This window comes from Nocardioidaceae bacterium, assembly GCA_018672315.1.
GTDB lineage: Bacteria > Actinomycetota > Actinomycetes > Propionibacteriales > Nocardioidaceae > TYQ2.
The window spans coordinates 21,908-36,573 of record CP076053.1 but is presented as its reverse complement, the minus strand read 5'-3'; the positions used below and the strand labels follow the sequence as shown (position 1 = coordinate 36,573).

Genomic DNA, 14,666 nt, shown 5'->3' with positions numbered 1-14,666 from the left:
TCCCGTGCAGCCGCGCGTGGTGCTGGTCGGCCCCATGGGGGCGGGTAAGAGCACCGTGGGCCGCCTGCTGGCACAGCGGTGGGGGGTCGACTTCCGCGACACCGACGCCGACGTCGAGAGGCTCGAGGGTCGGCCGATCTCGGAGATCTTCGTCGACGACGGCGAGCCGTACTTCCGTGACAAGGAGCGGCTCGCGGTCGTCGCCGGGCTCAAGACGCACCCGGGCGTGCTCGCGCTGGGCGGCGGCGCCGTGCTCGACGAGCGCACCCAGGAGCAGCTGCGCGAGCACACGGTCGTGTTCCTCTCGGTGGGCCTGTCCGAGGCCGTCAAGCGCGTCGGGCTCGGCACCTCCCGACCGCTGCTGCTCGGCAACGTGCGCGGCACGGTGAAGAAGCTGCTCGACGAGCGCGCCCCGATCTACGCCGCCGTCGCGACGGCGACGATCGACACCGACGGACTCGCTGCCGCCGAGGTCGTCGACCGCATCGAGAAGGAGCTCTGGGCCCACCGATGAGCGATCCCGTCGACGTCGCGGGCGGCGACCCCATGAGCATGGAGCCCTCGGCCGCCGTGGCGCACACCTCGGCCGACGCCCCGGTGCGGGTGCGCGTGGCAGGTCCCGCGCCCTACGACGTGGTCATCGGCCACCTCGGCGACCGCATCGCCGACGTGCTCGGGGACCTGCTGGGCGGTGAGGTGCTCGGTCACCGGGTGACCCGGGTCGCCGTGGTCAGCCCCGACAACAGCGCCGTGGGGGCGTACGTCTCGCGCGTCCGCTCAGCCCTCGCCGACCGCGGTCTGCAGGTGCTCGACGTGACCGTGCCCGACGGTGAGGCCGGCAAGACCGCCGACGTCGCCGCCCGCGCCTGGGAGGCGTTGGGCGAGGCCGGGTTCACCCGCTCCGACGCCGTCGTCACCGTCGGCGGCGGCGCCGTGACCGACATGGGCGGCTTCATCGCCGCGACCTGGCTGCGCGGGGTGCCGGTGGTGCACGTGCCGACCACGCTGCTGGCGATGGTCGACGCGGCCGTCGGCGGCAAGACCGGCATGAACACCGGTGCGGGCAAGAACCTCGTGGGCGCCTTCCACGAGCCCGCGGGCGTCGTCTGCGACCTCGACGCGCTCGTGACGCTGCCGCGCGCCGAGCTGGTCGCCGGCATGGCCGAGGTCCTCAAGTGCGGCTTCATCGCCGACCCGCGCATCCTCGAGCTCGTCGAGGGCGGCGCCGGGGCGGCGATGGACCCGCTGAGCCCGGTGGTGGCCGAGCTCGTACGCCGCGCCGTGCAGGTCAAGGCCGACGTGGTCGCGGGCGACCTGCGCGAGACCGGGGGAGCGGACGGCCACCCGGGGCGCGAGGCGTTGAACTACGGCCACACACTGGCCCACGCCATCGAGCGGGCCAGCGGGTACGCCGTGCGTCACGGCGAGGCCGTGGCGATCGGGATGGTGTTCGTCGCCGAGCTCGCTCGACGCGCCGGACGCCTCGACGAGGAGACGGTCGCGCGGCACCGGACGGTGCTGGAGGCGGTGGGGCTGCCCACGACGTACGCCGACCACGACTACGAGACCCTCCTCGCCGGGATGCGGGTCGACAAGAAGGCGCGGGGCGCGACGCTGCGGTTCGTGGTGCTCGAGGGGATCGGTCGTCCGGTGGTGCTGACGGGACCGGGCGAGGACGACCTGCGCGGCGCCTACGAGGCGCTCTCGGGCCTCTCGGGCTTCCCGGGCCTCTCGGGCACCGGCTGAACCCGCAGCAGCGGGCGGGCGACCAGACCGGCCACCAGTGCCCAGAAGGCCGCGCCGATGCCGAGGAACGTCACCCCCGAGGCGGCCACGACCAGGCAGATCGTCGCGGGCGCACGGTCGCCCTCGGCGTCCAGGGCCCCACGCAGCGAGGCCGCGAGCGTGCCGAGCAGCGCGAGGCCGGCGGCGGACTCCACGACGCCGGGAGGTGCTGCGGTCACCAGGGCGGTGACGACGCCGGCGCCGGCGGCGAGCACGACGTACGCCCCGGCCGACCCGAGCGACGCCGGCCAGCGCCGCTCGCGGTCCGGGCCGGCCTCTGGGCCGGCGATCAAGGCCGCGGTGATGGCGGCGAGGTTCACGACGTGCCCTCCCAGGGGTGCCGCCGCCACCGTCCCGAGCCCGGTGACGGTCAGGGACTCCCGCCAGGGCACCCGGTACCCCAGGCCCCGCATGACCGCGACGCCGGGCACGTTCTGGCTGGCCATCGTCACGACGTACAGCGGCAGCGCGAGTCCCACCACCGCCTGCCACGACCACTGCGGCGTCGTCCACGTCAGGCTCGGCAGCAGATCGACCGTCGTGTCCGCGGTCAGGGCGATGACTGCCAGCGCCACGGCGAGCGAGGCGGGCACGGCCCAGCGGGGGGCGGGACGCCACAGCACCAGCCAGGTCAGCACGACCGGCGCCACCAGGGCCGGTTGGTCGGCGAGCGCCAGGGCCGGCTCGACGCAGATCGGCAGCAGCACCCCGGCGAGCATGGCCTGCGCCAGGGCTACGGGGATGCGGCCGACGAGGTCGCCGAGCACGGGCACGAGACCGGTGCCGACCACGAGTACGCCGGTGACGACGAAGGCCCCGACCGCCGCGGGCCAGCCGCCCTCGGCGGCGTTGCCGGACAGCAGCAGCGCCGCGCCCGGGGTCGACCAGGCCAGCGCCAGCGGCTGGCGGTGGCGGAGGGCCAGCCACACCATGCCCGCCGCCTGCGCGAGACACAGGGCGACGAGTCCCGAGGTCGCCTGCTCAGCCGTGGCGCCGACGTTGCGCAGCCCGGCGAGCACGACGACGAACGAGCTGCTGAAGCCGACGACGGACGCGACCACGCCGGCGGTGACGGCTGGTCCGGCGGGACGGTGCATGGCAGTCTGGTCCTGACGCGAGACGTTCTGTAAACAGAACGATAGGTCAGGGAGGGTCGCCCGTGCGCGAGGGGCACGCAGGTCGCAGCACCGGGGCACGCGTACGCGCCGAGCGCGAGGCCCGCGGCCTCACGCTCTCCGCGCTCGCGGCGGCCGCCGGCATCGGCAAGGGGTCGCTCTCCGAGCTCGAGGCGGGACGCCGCAACCCCACCCTGGACACGCTCTACGCCCTCGCCGGCCCGCTCGGGCTGCCGCTGGCGGCCCTGGTGTCCGCGGTGGACGTGGGCGACGACGCGCTGGACGCGCACCGGCTCCACGTCGTCGACGGGGTCGACGCCGTCACCGAGGTCTACCTGATCCGCGTACGCCCCGGCGCCGAACGCCGGTCGCCCGCGCACGCGGGCGGGGCCCGCGAGCAGCTGGTCGTGCTGGCGGGCTCCGGGATGCTGCGCGTGGAGGGCGAGGACGACACCGCGCTCTCCCCGGGCACGCACCACGCCTGGCGGGCCGACCGCCCGCACGCCTACCGCTGCACCTCCCCGGTGGAGCTGGTGGCGGTCGACGTCATCGTCACGCCCCGCTCCGACGATGCTGTCCCGACCACGTCGTAGATTCACGCCCATGCGCGTGCTGGTGCTCAACGGACCCAACCTCGGCCGGCTGGGCCGACGGCAGCCGGAGATCTACGGCTCCACCACCCACGACGAGCTCGCCCGGCTGTGCCGCGACTGGGGCGCCGAGCTCGGGATGAGCGTGGAGGTGCGCCAGACCAACCACGAGGGCGAGATGCTCGACTGGCTCGGGGCCGCGGCCGACGACCGGACGCCGGTGGTGCTCAACGCCGCGGCGTGGACGCACTACTCCCTCGCGCTGCACGACGCGTGCGCGATGCTCGAGGCGCCGATGGTGGAGGTGCACATCTCCGAGCCCAAGCAGCGCCCCGAGGAGTTCCGGCACACCTCGCACGTCGAGCCGCACGCCGCGGCCACCATCTCCGGCCAGGGCATCGACGGCTACCGCCAGGCCCTGGCCTGGCTCGCCGACCGGCTCGACCGCTCGGACCCGCAGGTGGACCAGACCACCTGAGGTACGCTGCGCCCCGTGCCTCTCTTCGAGCTCAGCGGCGGCGCGCCCCGTCGCCTCCAGCGGCTGCACACGGTCGCGGAGACCCACGAACGGCAGGTCGCCGAGCTCTTCTGGGAGGACCTCGAGACCTTCGCCGGCGAGCCGCTGTTCCCCCTCGCGCGGCGCCCCGAGCTGCCCGGCGGCGGCGCCCCCGACATCGTGGCGCTCGACGCGGAGGGCCACGTGGTGCTGGTCGAGGTGACCCGGCTGGTCGACGCCGGCCGGCTCGCGGCCTGCCTGGATCTCCTCGGCTGGGCGCAACGCACCGACGCGACGGCGGTCGGCGACCTGTACCCCCAGGGCGCCGCCAGGTTCGGCGAGGACTGGCAGGCGTTCACCGCCACCCCGGCCCCGCTCCCGGTGGTCGCCCCGGCACGGCTGCTGCTCGTGGCCTTCGCGACCGACTCCCGCGCCGGAGCCGCCGTCGAGCTCCTGGAGACCCATGGGTTCCCCCTCACCGTGGTGCCCGTACGCCTCCACGAGACGCCCGGCGGGGACCGGATCCTCGACGTCGGGGCCGCCGGCGGCACCGCGACCCAGCCAGGTCGCCCGACGCTGCTCGACCTTCTCGAGGCCGGAACCCTGCAGGTCGACGAGCCGGTGGTGTGGCGCCGCCCGCAGCTTGCGCAGCAGCACGCGGCCACCGTGACGGCTCGCGGGGAGCTGCGCCTGGCCGACGGGCGGGTCTTCGCCGGTCCGTCGGCGGCGTGCAACCGGCTCGGCTCGGGCTCCTACAACGGCTGGGAGTGCTGGGTGGTGCCCCGCCTCGACGACACCCCGCTTGCCGGGCTGCGTACGCCCTGACGGCCCTCGCCAGGACGCGGATAGACTGCACCGTCGCGCCTCTCCCGGCGCCCCGCTCCGCGGCCCGGTCCCGTCGGCTCTGCCGGCGCCGGGGCCGACGCCCAGAACGCCCCCGACACCTCTGAGGTACGACTGCGCATGGCCACGACCAACGACCTGAAGAACGGCATGGTGCTCAACCTGGACGGCCAGCTCTGGGCCGTGCAGTGGTTCCAGCACCACAAGCCCGGCAAGGGCGGAGCCGTCGTGCGCACCAAGCTGAAGAACGTCGAGTCGGGCAAGATCGTCGACAAGACCTTCAACGCCGACGTCAAGGTCGACATCGCCAACGTCGACAAGCGCACGATGCAGTACCTCTACAACGACGGCACCAGCTACGTGTTCATGGACACCGGCACCTTCGACCAGATCGAGGTCGACCCCGACCTGGTGGGGGAGGCGTCGAACTTCCTGCTGGAGAACGGTGAGGCCATCGTCGCCACCAACGACGGTCGCGTGCTCTACATCGAGCTGCCGGCCTCGGTCGAGCTCGAGGTGACCTTCACCGAGCCGGGTCTGCAGGGTGATCGTTCCACCGGCGGAACCAAGCCGGCCACGCTGGAGACCGGCCACACGATCAACGTGCCGCTCTTCATCACCCAGGGCGAGCGCATCAAGGTGGACACCCGCGACTCCTCCTACCTCGGCCGCGTCAAGAGCTGAGCGGGACGCACGGGTGCCGGCACGTTCCAAGGCGCGACGACGCGCGTTCGAGATGCTCTACGAGGGCGAGGCCAAGGCGATTACGCCCGGTCAGCTGCTCGACCAGCGCATCGTCGACGGCTACGTCGTCAACAACGCCTACACGACCACCCTGGTGCGCGGGGTCACCGAGCACGCGGCGCGCATCGACGCCGTGCTCGCCGACTACAGCCAGGCGTGGCAGCTCTCCCGCATGCCCGCCGTCGACCGCAACCTGCTGCGGCTCGGTGCGTACGAGGTGCTCTACGTCGACGACGTGCCCGACGGGGTCGCGATCTCCGAGGCGGTCGACGCCGCGACCGAGCTGTCGACCGACGAGTCCCCGGCCTTCCTCAACGGGGTGCTCAGCGCGATCTCGCGCGACAAGTCGGCCATCCTCGCGGTCTGAGCCGGCCCCACCGTGATCGTCGACCGCTTCACCGGGCGGATCCTCGGCGCGGGCACGAGCCGCGGCGTACGCCTCGTGGTCGGTCGCTGGGACGACTCCCCGTGGGGCCCGTTCGCCGACGTGATGGTCGCCGAGCCGTCCGGGCGACGGATCCTGCTGGCGCCGGACGACCGGGTGGCCGACTACGTGTCGCAGACCTACTCCTTCGACGAGGTCCGCACCGGACCGGTGACGGTCCAGGGCGAGGACGCCTGGGTGGTCCAGGCGCCCGGGCTGGAGCTGCGCGTACGCACCGGCGCCCGCGCACCGCTCGGCTGGCTGCTGCAGGGCGTGCCGCGGGCGCTCGCGACCTCGCCGGCGTGGGCGCGGCTCACCGACCCGATCGCGCGTCGGGTGCTGCAGGGCGTACGCACCCGAGGGAGTGCCGGCAACGGCCGCACCGAGACCTATGGTGCCTACGACCTCCGCGGCGTCCTGTCGCTGGTCGGCACCTGGCAGGGCGACTCCGTGGGCGAGCTGGCGCCGGTCTCCCCGGAGCCCGGCTTCGGCTTCGGGTCGACCCCGGAGGCGCCCAGCGTGACCTCGCTGGTGACCACGGTCGTCCGTCCCGACTGAGCCGGGAGTGCCCTGACGCGCCGAGGCCGCCCGGCGGGGAGGGGGGTGCCGGGCGGCCTCGGTCTGTGCACTCCTGGGAGGGAGTCGCGCTCGCGGGTGCGGCCCGGCCGGGGAGGGGGTGGCCGGAAGCATGTCCTGGGGAGGAGGCGCACGCCGTCGAACGCGTGTTCGACGATACAACGTGCCGGCCGCCGGTCGCGGCATCGATCGCGCGACGCGCCGCGCGTGTCGCGACACGCATCGATCCGGAGGCGCCATCGGGTGATCGAGACACCCTCACGGGGCAGGAACGACCCATGAGCGAGACACACGAGGTGGACGTCGTCGTCGTGGGCCTGGGGCCCGGCGGTGAGGCAGTGGCGAGCGGGGCGGCCGAGGCCGGCCTCGAGGTGGTCGGCATCGACCGGCGCCTGGTCGGGGGCGAGTGTCCCTACTACGGCTGCATCCCCAGCAAGATGATGCTCGAGGCGGCGCACCGGCTGCAGACGGCCGGCAGCATCCAGGGGGTCGCCGGCAGTGCCGACGTGCACCCCGACTTCACGCCGGTGGCCACCCGCATCCGCGACGAGGCCACCACGGACTGGGACGACGCCTCCGCGGTCGAGCGGCTGACCGGCGCCGGCATCACCTTCGTGCGCGGCGAGGCCCGGCTCACCGGACCGAAGCAGGTCGAGGTCGACGGCACCACGTACGCCGCGCGGGTCGGTGTCGTGCTCAACGTCGGCACGCAGCCGGCGACGCCGTCGATCCCGGGCCTGGCCGACACGCCCTTCTGGACCAATCAGGAGGTCGTCAAGGTCACCGAGGTGCCCGCGAGCCTGATCGTGGTCGGCGGGGGCCCGATCGGGGTCGAGATGGCCCAGGCGTTCGCCGGCTTCGGCTGTCGCGTCACGCTGCTCGAGGGCGGCGACCGCATCCTCGGACCCGACGAGCCCGAGGCGTCGCAGGCGCTCGCCGGCGTGCTCGCCGAGCAGGGCGTCCAGGTGCTCGACGGCGTGCAGATCGAGCGCGTCGACCACGCCGACGGCTCCTTCACCGTCACGACGACCTCCGGGGGCCAGACCCAGGAGCTCACCGCTGACAAGCTGCTCGTGGCCGCCGGCCGCATCACCCAGCTGCAGGGACTCGGCCTGGAGACCGTCGGCGTCGACCCCGAGGCGCACCGGCTGGACGTCGACGAGCGGTGCCGCGTGGTCGGCGCCGAGGGCCTGTGGGCGGTGGGCGACGTCACGGGCAAGGGCGCGTACACGCACGTGTCGATGTACCAGTCCGCCATCGTCGTGCCCGACCTGCAGGGCGAGGACGGGCCCACCGGCGACTACCGCGCCGTGCCGCACGTGACCTACACCGACCCCGAGGTCGCAGGCGTCGGCATGACCGAGCAGGCCGCGCGCGACGCCGGGCTGACCGTCAACGTCGGCTCCTACGACCTCGGTGCCTCCACCCGCGGCTGGATCGCGGGGGCCAGTGGCCTGGTGAAGCTGGTCGAGGACGCCGACCGCGGTGTGCTCGTCGGCGGCACCGTCGTCGGCCCCGCCGCGGGTGAGATCGTGGCGATGCTGACCGTCGCGGTGCACGCGGAGGTGCCGGTGGAGAGGCTGCTGAGCATGATGTACGCCTTCCCCGCCCTGCACCGCGCCGTGGAGAACGCGGTCAAGGACCTGCGCGCCTGACAGCGCCTGATCGCAGGTTGTCGCAGGTGGTCGCAGGTGGTCGCAGCAGGCGTACGGAGGGGGAGCAGCATGGGCGACGACGGTCCGCTGGTGGTGGCGCGGTCACCCCTGCGCGAACGGGCGCTCGCCGGGCTCCTCGGGGGCGTCGGGGCAGCCGCCGCCGGTCACCTGCTGTGGGGCCGCGTCGGCGGCCGGCCCGGACAGGTGGCGGCCGTCCTGGCGCTGACCGGCACCGGCGCCGCGGTGGGACGCCTCAGTAGCGCCGCCCGACGGGGCGAGCCGGCGCTCGTCCTGACGAGCGAGGCCCTGCACGACCACGCCTCCGTCGCCGGCGTCGGCGAGCTGCCGTGGGACGAGGTCACCGGGGTCGGCGTCCGTCGGCTGCCCGGCAGCGACATCGTGCAGCTGCAGGTCGCAGACCGCGACGCCGTGCTGCGGCGTCGACCGTGGTGGTCCCGCGCCGTCGTGCGGTGGAACGAGCGCGCGATCGGTGCGCCGGTGAACATCCCGGTGGCCGCCTGCGCCGTCGGCCCCATCTCGCTGCACGAGGAGATCACGGCCCGGGTGAGCACCGCGGCTACCGGGCCGGGTGGCCCCGGCTCAGGCGCGACGCCCGACTGAGTCCGACCGTGGCCGCAGCGGCCGCGACGACCAGCAGGGGCACGCGTACGCCCAGGGCCGGCTCGAGGACCGTGAGCAGCAACGGCAGCGCGAACCCGAGGTAGGTCGTCACGTAGAAGACGCCGGTCAGGGCACCGCGCCGTCCGGGTGGGCACAGGGCCTGCACGTCGAGGAGGCCCTCACGCAGGCAGAGACCGTACGCGGTCCCGAGCAGCAGGCAGGTGAGCACGAAGATCGGCAGGCCCACGCCCTCCCCGGCGGCCGCGAGCAGCAGGAAGCCCAGGAGGCTCGCGGCGGCGCCGACGACGCCCGTCCGCGGTCCCCATCCCCGGACGCGGGCGACCTGCTGGATCGCCGACCCGAAGCCGAGCGACAGGATCGACCCGACCCCGACCAGGAGCGGCCCGCCGACGTCTCCCTCCAACCGGGTGGGCACGGTGATGAGCGGCACCGAGACCGAGGCGAAGACCAGGGCTCCGACGGGCAGCGCCCAGGAGGCGGCGAGCCCCACGGACTGGTGCGGACCCGTAAGCGGCGGGGCGCCCGTCCGGTCGGGTCGCTCGCTCGACGGGATCGCCCAACGCGTCGCCGCGAGGATCGCCGCAACGGACAGCACGACGGAGAGCACGAAGGGCACGAGGAGCGGACCGGGAGCCCACCGGCCGAGCGCCCCGGAGACGAGGGGGCCGACCGCGAAGCCCGCGGAGAGGAAGACGCCGGCCAGCACGGCGCCGGTGCGTGCGGCGAGATCGGTCGCCCAGGCCGTGCCGGCCGCGAAGGTCAGGCCCGCACCCAGCCCCACCACGAAGCGTCCCGCCACGAGGCTGAGCGCGCCGGCGTCGAGGGCGAGCACGACCGTTCCGAGGACGGCCAGACAGGCTCCTGGCAGGACGATGCGCGGTCGGCCGATCCGGTCCGAGACGCTGCCGCCCGCGAGCAGCCCGGGCAGGAGACCGAGCGCGTACACACCGAAGGCGGAGTCGATCGCCATCGTCGAGAGCCCCCGGGTCTCGACGTAGAGCGGGAACAGCGCCGAGACGTGGTTGGCCGCCCACCCGGTCGCCATCAGCAGGGCGAGCACCGATGCTGTCGCCGCGCGTCTGCTCACCGGAGCACTCTCGCACCCGCCGGTGTCGGCGACACACCGGGCGTGTGGTGCAGGGGACACACCACGCCGGTGTGTCGCAGCGGCGGCCGCTGATAGCGTCCCTGTCCAGCACGCAGCAGCACCAGAGCACCACCAGAGCACCACGACATCCTTTAACGAGCCGTCCCGTGAGGCGGAGAAGGAGGTCTCGCAGCGTTGAGCGAAGCAGCCCGGCCGTCCGGCCGCACCGTCCTCGACGAGCGCGACATCGCCCGCGCCCTGACCCGCGTGGCGCACGAGATCCTCGAGCGCAACCGCGGCGCCGCGCAGCTCGTGCTCCTCGGCATCCCGACCCGCGGGGTGCACCTCGCGCGGCGCATCGCCGACCGCATCGGCGAGGTCGAGGGCACCGAGGTGCCCGTCGGCTCCCTGGACGTGACGATGTACCGCGACGACCTGCGCCTGAAGCCGGCGCGCGCGCTGATGCCGACCGACATCCCCGGAGACGGCGTCGAGGGCAAGGTGGTCGTGCTGGTCGACGACGTCCTGATGAGCGGGCGAACGATCCGCAGCGCGCTCGACGCCCTCAACGACATCGGCAGGCCGCAGGCGGTGCAGCTCGCGGTGCTGGTCGACCGGGGTCACCGGGAGCTGCCGATCCGGGCGGACTACGTGGGCAAGAACCTGCCGACCTCGACCAGTGAGAAGGTCGCCGTACGTCTCGCGCACGCCGACGACGTCGACACCGACTCGGTGGCGATCGGGTCGGCGACAGGGGCGACGTCGTGAGGTCGCACCTGCTGAGTGCCGCCGACCTCACCCGGGCCGACGCCATGCGTGTGCTGCGCACCGCCGAGGAGCTGCGCAGCCTCGCCGATCGGCCCATCAAGAAGCTGCCGGCGCTGCGCGGCCGCACCGTGGTCAACCTCTTCTTCGAGGACTCCACCCGCACCCGCACCTCCTTCGAGGCGGCCGCCAAGCGACTGAGCGCCGACGTCATCAACTTCTCCGCCAAGGGCTCCAGCCTCAGCAAGGGGGAGTCGCTGAAGGACACCGCGATGACGCTCGAGGCGATGGGGGCCGACGCGGTCGTCGTACGCCACCCGGGATCGGGTGCCCCGCACCTGCTCGCCCACGCCGGCTGGATCCGGGGCTCGGTGGTCAACGCCGGAGACGGCACCCACGAGCACCCGACCCAGGGCCTGCTCGACGCCTTCACGATGTGGCGGCACCTCGCGGCCGACCCAGGCGACGACGACGCGATGGTCGGCAAGCGCGTGGTGCTCTGCGGTGACGTGCTGCACTCCCGCGTCGCCCGCTCCAACGCCCTGCTGCTGCAGACCCTCGGCGCGCACGTCACCTTCGTCGCACCGCCGACGCTGCTTCCCTACGGCGTGGAGACGTGGGGCGTCGACGTGTCCTACGACCTCGACGCCGTGCTGCCGGACGCCGACGCGGTGATGATGCTGCGGGTCCAGCGCGAGCGCATGAATGCCGCGTTCTTCCCGACCGTGAGGGAGTACAGCCGCCGATACGGGCTCGACGCCCGTCGCATGGCGATGCTCCCGGACCACGCGATCGTGATGCACCCCGGCCCGATGGTGCGCGGCATGGAGATCACCGCCGAGGTCGCCGACGCTCCCCGCTCGGTCATCGTCGAGCAGGTCACCAACGGGGTGGCCGTGCGCATGTCCGTCCTGTACCTGCTGCTCGGTGGCAGCGAGTCCGCCGTAGGAGGCCCCGAATGAGCAGCGTGAACGGCACGAGCAGGGGCACCGCCTACTGGATCCGCGGCGTACGCCCCCTCGGCGGCGAACCGACCGACCTGGTGCTGGCGGACGGCCGGATCTGGGGACGGAACGTGCGACCTGAGGAGGGCGTCCACGACGAGGTGGTCGAGATCGACGCCTCGGGTCTCATCGCCCTGCCGGGCCTCGTCGACCTGCACACCCACCTGCGCGAGCCGGGCCGCGAGGACGCCGAGACCGTCGCCACCGGATCGGCCGCGGCCGCGATGGGCGGCTTCACCGCCGTGCACGCCATGGCCAACACCGAGCCCGTCGCGGACACCGCCGGCGTCGTGGAGCAGGTGCACCGCCTGGGCCGCGAGGCCGGGCTGGTCGACGTGCAGCCGGTAGGGGCGGTCACCGTCGGTCTCGGGGGAGAGCGACTCGCCGAGCTCGGCGCGATGGCCGACTCCGCGGCGCGCGTACGCGTCTTCTCCGACGACGGCAAGTGCGTCCACGACCCCGTGCTGATGCGTCGGGCGCTGGAGTACGTCAAGGCCTTCGACGGCGTCGTCGCCCAGCACGCCCAGGAGCCGCGGCTGACCGAGGACGCCCAGATGAACGAGGGCGTCGTGTCCGGCAGGCTCGGCCTGCGCGGCTGGCCGGCCGTCGCCGAGGAGGCGATCATCGCGCGTGACTGCCTGCTCGCCGCCCACGTCGGGTCGCGCCTGCACGTCTGCCACGTCTCCACCGCCGGGTCGGTGCAGATCATCCGGTGGGCCAAGGAGCAGGGTTGGGACGTCACCGCCGAGGCCTGCCCCCACCACCTGCTGCTCACCGACGAGCTCGCCGAGACCTACGACCCGATCTACAAGGTCAACCCGCCCCTGCGTACGCAGCGCGACGTCGAGGCGCTGCGCGCCGGACTCGCCGACGGCACCATCGACGTCGTCGCCACCGACCACGCACCCCACCCGCGCGAGGACAAGGACTGCGAGTGGCAGGCCGCGGCCTTCGGCATGATCGGGCTCGAGACCGCCCTGAGCGTCGTGCAGGCCACGATGGTCGACACCGGCCTGCTCGACTGGGCCGGCGTGGCCGAGCGCATGTCGGCGACCCCCGCGCGCATCGGCCGTCTGGCCGGCCACGGACGCCCGATCGAGGCCGGCGAGCCGGCCAACGTCGTGCTGTACGACCCGGAGTACTCCCGCGTCGTCGACGGCGCCACGATGACCTCGATGTCGAGCAACACCCCGTACGCCGGACGCGAGCTGCCCGGCCGCGTCGTCGCGACCTTCCTGCGCGGCACCGCGACGGTGCTCGACGGCGAGCTGGTCACCCAGGACGGTCCGGCATGACGCCCCTGCCCTGGCGCCGCGACCGCCACGGTCTGCCGCCGCTCGCGGAATGCCCGAAGGTGGCCGACCTGCCCGAGCCGAAGCTGTCGGCCGGGGCTCGCTACCTCGGCACCGAGCTCGCCTCCGACGCCACCGCCCGGGTGGCCGACCACGGACTGGGCGGGGCGGGCTCGTGCCGGCTCAACCTGTCGGCCGAGGCGCTGGACGTCGTACGCCTCGCGGGCGCCTTCCGCATCCCCGCCGCGTCCGTGCGCGGCGCGGTCGGGCACCGGTCCGACAGCCCGCAGGCCCACCGCTTCGCCGTGCGCTGGCAGCACGGCGAGCACCACCTGACCACCCGCTTCGAGCTCAGCCCGGTCAAGCCCGCTGCGGGCTCGACGAAAAAGACCGCCGACCGGGGCGCCCAGCCCTGGGTCCGTGCGCTGTCGAAGATCGCCAAGGAGAACGCATGACCGCCGCACCCGCCGCCGAGCCGCCGGTGCCCTCGCCCGCCACCCCCGCCCTGCTCGTGCTCGAGGACGGGCGTGCCTTCCACGGGCTCTCCTACGGCGCCCAGGGCGAGACCTTCGGCGAGGCCGTCTTCTCCACCGGCATGACCGGCTACCAGGAGACGCTGACCGACCCCAGCTACCACCGCCAGGTCGTCGTGCAGACCGCGCCGCACATCGGCAACACCGGGGTGAACGACGAGGACGACGAGTCCCGCCGCTTCTGGGTCTCCGGCTACGTCGTGCGCGACCCCGCCCGGCGCGTGTCCTCCTGGCGGGCGACGCGGAGCCTGGACGAGCGGCTCCGTGATGAGGAGGTCGTCGGGATCTCCGGCGTCGACACCCGGGCGCTGACGCGACACCTCCGTGAGCGCGGCGCGATGCGCTGCGGCATCTCCACCGTCACGACCGAGCCCGAGGCCCTGCTGGCCAAGGTGCTGGAGTCCGGCGAGATGACGGGCACCGAGCTGGCCGGCGAGGTCACCGTCTCCGGGGCGTACGTCGTGACCGCCGTGGGTCGGAAGCGCTTCACGGTCGCCGTGGTCGACCTCGGGCTGAAGGCGATGACGCCACAGATGATGGCCGACCGTGGCTGCGAGGTGCACGTGCTCCCCGCGACCGCCTCGATCGAGGACGTGCTCGCGGTCGGCGACGCCGGCCCCGACGGCCTGTTCTTCTCCAACGGGCCCGGCGACCCCGCCGCGACGACGGCGCAGGTCGAGCTGCTGCAGGCGGCCCTGGGGCGCGGGCTGCCGTACTTCGGCATCTGCTTCGGCAACCAGCTCTTCGGCCGGGCGCTCGGGTTTGGCACCTACAAGCTGGTCTACGGCCACCGGGGCATCAATCAGCCGGTCATGGACCGCACCACCGGCAAGGTCGAGGTCACCGCCCACAATCACGGGTTCGCCGTCGACGCGCCCCTGGAGGGGGCGACGAGCACCCCGTACGGCGAGGCGACCGTCAGCCACGTCTGCCTCAACGACGACGTGGTCGAGGGGCTCGAGCTGCGGGACGCCGAGGGTCGCCTGAAGGGCTTCAGCGTGCAGTACCACCCCGAGGCAGCGGCCGGCCCGCACGACGCGGCGTACCTGTTCGACCGCTTCAACGAGCTCATGGCCGGGTCCGCGACGTCGGCCGACCGGTCCGAGGAGGCCTGA

At 73.7% G+C, this 14,666-nt stretch carries 17 protein-coding genes; 15 read left to right on the top strand and 2 right to left on the bottom strand.

Annotation, left to right across the window (positions count from 1 at the left end; translation table 11 throughout):
* Positions 1–34: 34 nt before the first annotated feature.
* Entirely contained in the window at positions 35–514 is a 480-nt protein-coding gene (locus KLP28_00185) for a shikimate kinase (GenBank protein ID QWC86699.1), read from the top strand.
* Between the two features lie 38 nt (positions 515–552).
* Positions 553–1,746: a 3-dehydroquinate synthase gene (gene aroB / locus KLP28_00180; GenBank protein ID QWC86698.1), complete on the top strand. Its 1,194-nt coding sequence runs from the start codon at positions 553–555 to the stop codon at positions 1,744–1,746.
* On the opposite strand, the gene KLP28_00175 is transcribed toward aroB, so the two are convergent.
* Positions 1,692–2,882, bottom strand: coding sequence for a benzoate/H(+) symporter BenE family transporter (locus tag KLP28_00175; GenBank protein QWC85256.1), 1,191 nt, complete (start codon positions 2,880–2,882; stop codon positions 1,692–1,694). The two genes, aroB and KLP28_00175, sit on opposite strands and share 55 nt — an antisense overlap.
* 62 nt (positions 2,883–2,944) lie before the next feature.
* On the opposite strand from KLP28_00175, the gene KLP28_00170 reads away from it, so the two are divergent.
* From KLP28_00170 to KLP28_00135, 8 genes are all read left to right on the top strand, one after another.
* Entirely contained in the window at positions 2,945–3,493 is a 549-nt protein-coding gene (locus KLP28_00170) for an XRE family transcriptional regulator (protein QWC85255.1), read from the top strand.
* Positions 3,494–3,503: 10 nt separating this feature from the next.
* Positions 3,504–3,968, top strand: coding sequence for a 3-dehydroquinate dehydratase (locus KLP28_00165; GenBank protein QWC85254.1), 465 nt, complete (start codon positions 3,504–3,506; stop codon positions 3,966–3,968).
* Between the two features lie 15 nt (positions 3,969–3,983).
* Complete coding sequence (locus tag KLP28_00160; GenBank protein ID QWC85253.1) at positions 3,984–4,811, top strand: hypothetical protein; 828 nt, start codon at positions 3,984–3,986, stop codon at positions 4,809–4,811.
* Positions 4,812–4,949: 138 nt separating this feature from the next.
* The gene (gene efp, locus KLP28_00155) at positions 4,950–5,513 is read left to right on the top strand and encodes an elongation factor P (GenBank protein QWC85252.1); all 564 of its coding nucleotides are present in this window, start codon (positions 4,950–4,952) and stop codon (positions 5,511–5,513) included.
* A 13-nt stretch (positions 5,514–5,526) separates the two neighbouring features.
* Positions 5,527–5,940 carry a transcription antitermination factor NusB gene (nusB, locus tag KLP28_00150; GenBank protein QWC85251.1) on the top strand — a complete coding sequence of 138 codons (414 nt, stop codon included), beginning with the start codon at positions 5,527–5,529 and terminating at the stop codon, positions 5,938–5,940.
* Positions 5,941–5,952: 12 nt separating this feature from the next.
* Positions 5,953–6,555, top strand: a complete 603-nt coding sequence (locus KLP28_00145; GenBank protein ID QWC85250.1) for a hypothetical protein — start codon at positions 5,953–5,955, stop codon at positions 6,553–6,555.
* A 296-nt stretch (positions 6,556–6,851) separates the two neighbouring features.
* Positions 6,852–8,228 carry an NAD(P)/FAD-dependent oxidoreductase gene (locus KLP28_00140; GenBank protein ID QWC85249.1) on the top strand — a complete coding sequence of 459 codons (1,377 nt, stop codon included), beginning with the start codon at positions 6,852–6,854 and terminating at the stop codon, positions 8,226–8,228.
* Between the two features lie 69 nt (positions 8,229–8,297).
* Positions 8,298–8,849 (top strand): hypothetical protein, encoded by a 552-nt coding sequence (locus tag KLP28_00135; protein QWC85248.1) that lies wholly within the window; start codon positions 8,298–8,300, stop codon positions 8,847–8,849.
* On the opposite strand, the gene KLP28_00130 is transcribed toward KLP28_00135, so the two are convergent.
* Positions 8,806–9,957 carry an MFS transporter gene (locus KLP28_00130; protein ID QWC85247.1) on the bottom strand — a complete coding sequence of 384 codons (1,152 nt, stop codon included), beginning with the start codon at positions 9,955–9,957 and terminating at the stop codon, positions 8,806–8,808. The two genes, KLP28_00135 and KLP28_00130, sit on opposite strands and share 44 nt — an antisense overlap.
* A gap of 195 nt (positions 9,958–10,152) precedes the next feature.
* Between KLP28_00130 and pyrR the strand changes: the two genes are divergently transcribed.
* The 5 genes from pyrR to carA are packed head-to-tail and all read left to right on the top strand — an operon-like array spanning position 10,153 to position 14,666.
* Complete coding sequence (gene pyrR / locus KLP28_00125; protein QWC85246.1) at positions 10,153–10,725, top strand: bifunctional pyr operon transcriptional regulator/uracil phosphoribosyltransferase PyrR; 573 nt, start codon at positions 10,153–10,155, stop codon at positions 10,723–10,725.
* A complete protein-coding gene (locus KLP28_00120) occupies positions 10,722–11,684 on the top strand; it encodes an aspartate carbamoyltransferase catalytic subunit (GenBank protein QWC85245.1) in 963 nt (320 codons plus the stop codon). Before pyrR ends, KLP28_00120 begins: the two co-directional genes overlap by 4 nt.
* The gene (locus tag KLP28_00115; GenBank protein QWC85244.1) at positions 11,681–13,021 is read left to right on the top strand and encodes a dihydroorotase; all 1,341 of its coding nucleotides are present in this window, start codon (positions 11,681–11,683) and stop codon (positions 13,019–13,021) included. Before KLP28_00120 ends, KLP28_00115 begins: the two co-directional genes overlap by 4 nt.
* A complete protein-coding gene (locus KLP28_00110; GenBank protein ID QWC85243.1) occupies positions 13,018–13,473 on the top strand; it encodes a hypothetical protein in 456 nt (151 codons plus the stop codon). The genes KLP28_00115 and KLP28_00110 overlap by 4 nt, the downstream gene beginning before the upstream one ends.
* A complete protein-coding gene (gene carA / locus KLP28_00105) occupies positions 13,470–14,666 on the top strand; it encodes a glutamine-hydrolyzing carbamoyl-phosphate synthase small subunit (protein QWC85242.1) in 1,197 nt (398 codons plus the stop codon). The genes KLP28_00110 and carA overlap by 4 nt, the downstream gene beginning before the upstream one ends.

Excerpts from the sequence above, each read along its gene's own strand:
- KLP28_00140 (QWC85249.1), top strand. The coding sequence starts at position 6,852 with ATGAGCGAGACACACGAGGTGGACGTCGTCGTCGTGGGCCTGGGGCCC.
- carA (QWC85242.1), top strand. The coding sequence starts at position 13,470 with ATGACCGCCGCACCCGCCGCCGAGCCGCCGGTGCCCTCGCCCGCCACC.
- KLP28_00185 (QWC86699.1), top strand. The coding sequence starts at position 35 with ATGGGGGCGGGTAAGAGCACCGTGGGCCGCCTGCTGGCACAGCGGTGG.
- KLP28_00135 (QWC85248.1), top strand. The coding sequence starts at position 8,298 with ATGGGCGACGACGGTCCGCTGGTGGTGGCGCGGTCACCCCTGCGCGAA.
- KLP28_00175 (QWC85256.1), bottom strand. The coding sequence starts at position 2,882 with ATGCACCGTCCCGCCGGACCAGCCGTCACCGCCGGCGTGGTCGCGTCC.
- efp (QWC85252.1), top strand. The coding sequence starts at position 4,950 with ATGGCCACGACCAACGACCTGAAGAACGGCATGGTGCTCAACCTGGAC.
- KLP28_00165 (QWC85254.1), top strand. The coding sequence starts at position 3,504 with ATGCGCGTGCTGGTGCTCAACGGACCCAACCTCGGCCGGCTGGGCCGA.
- aroB (QWC86698.1), top strand. The coding sequence starts at position 553 with ATGGAGCCCTCGGCCGCCGTGGCGCACACCTCGGCCGACGCCCCGGTG.
- KLP28_00110 (QWC85243.1), top strand. The coding sequence starts at position 13,018 with ATGACGCCCCTGCCCTGGCGCCGCGACCGCCACGGTCTGCCGCCGCTC.
- KLP28_00115 (QWC85244.1), top strand. The coding sequence starts at position 11,681 with ATGAGCAGCGTGAACGGCACGAGCAGGGGCACCGCCTACTGGATCCGC.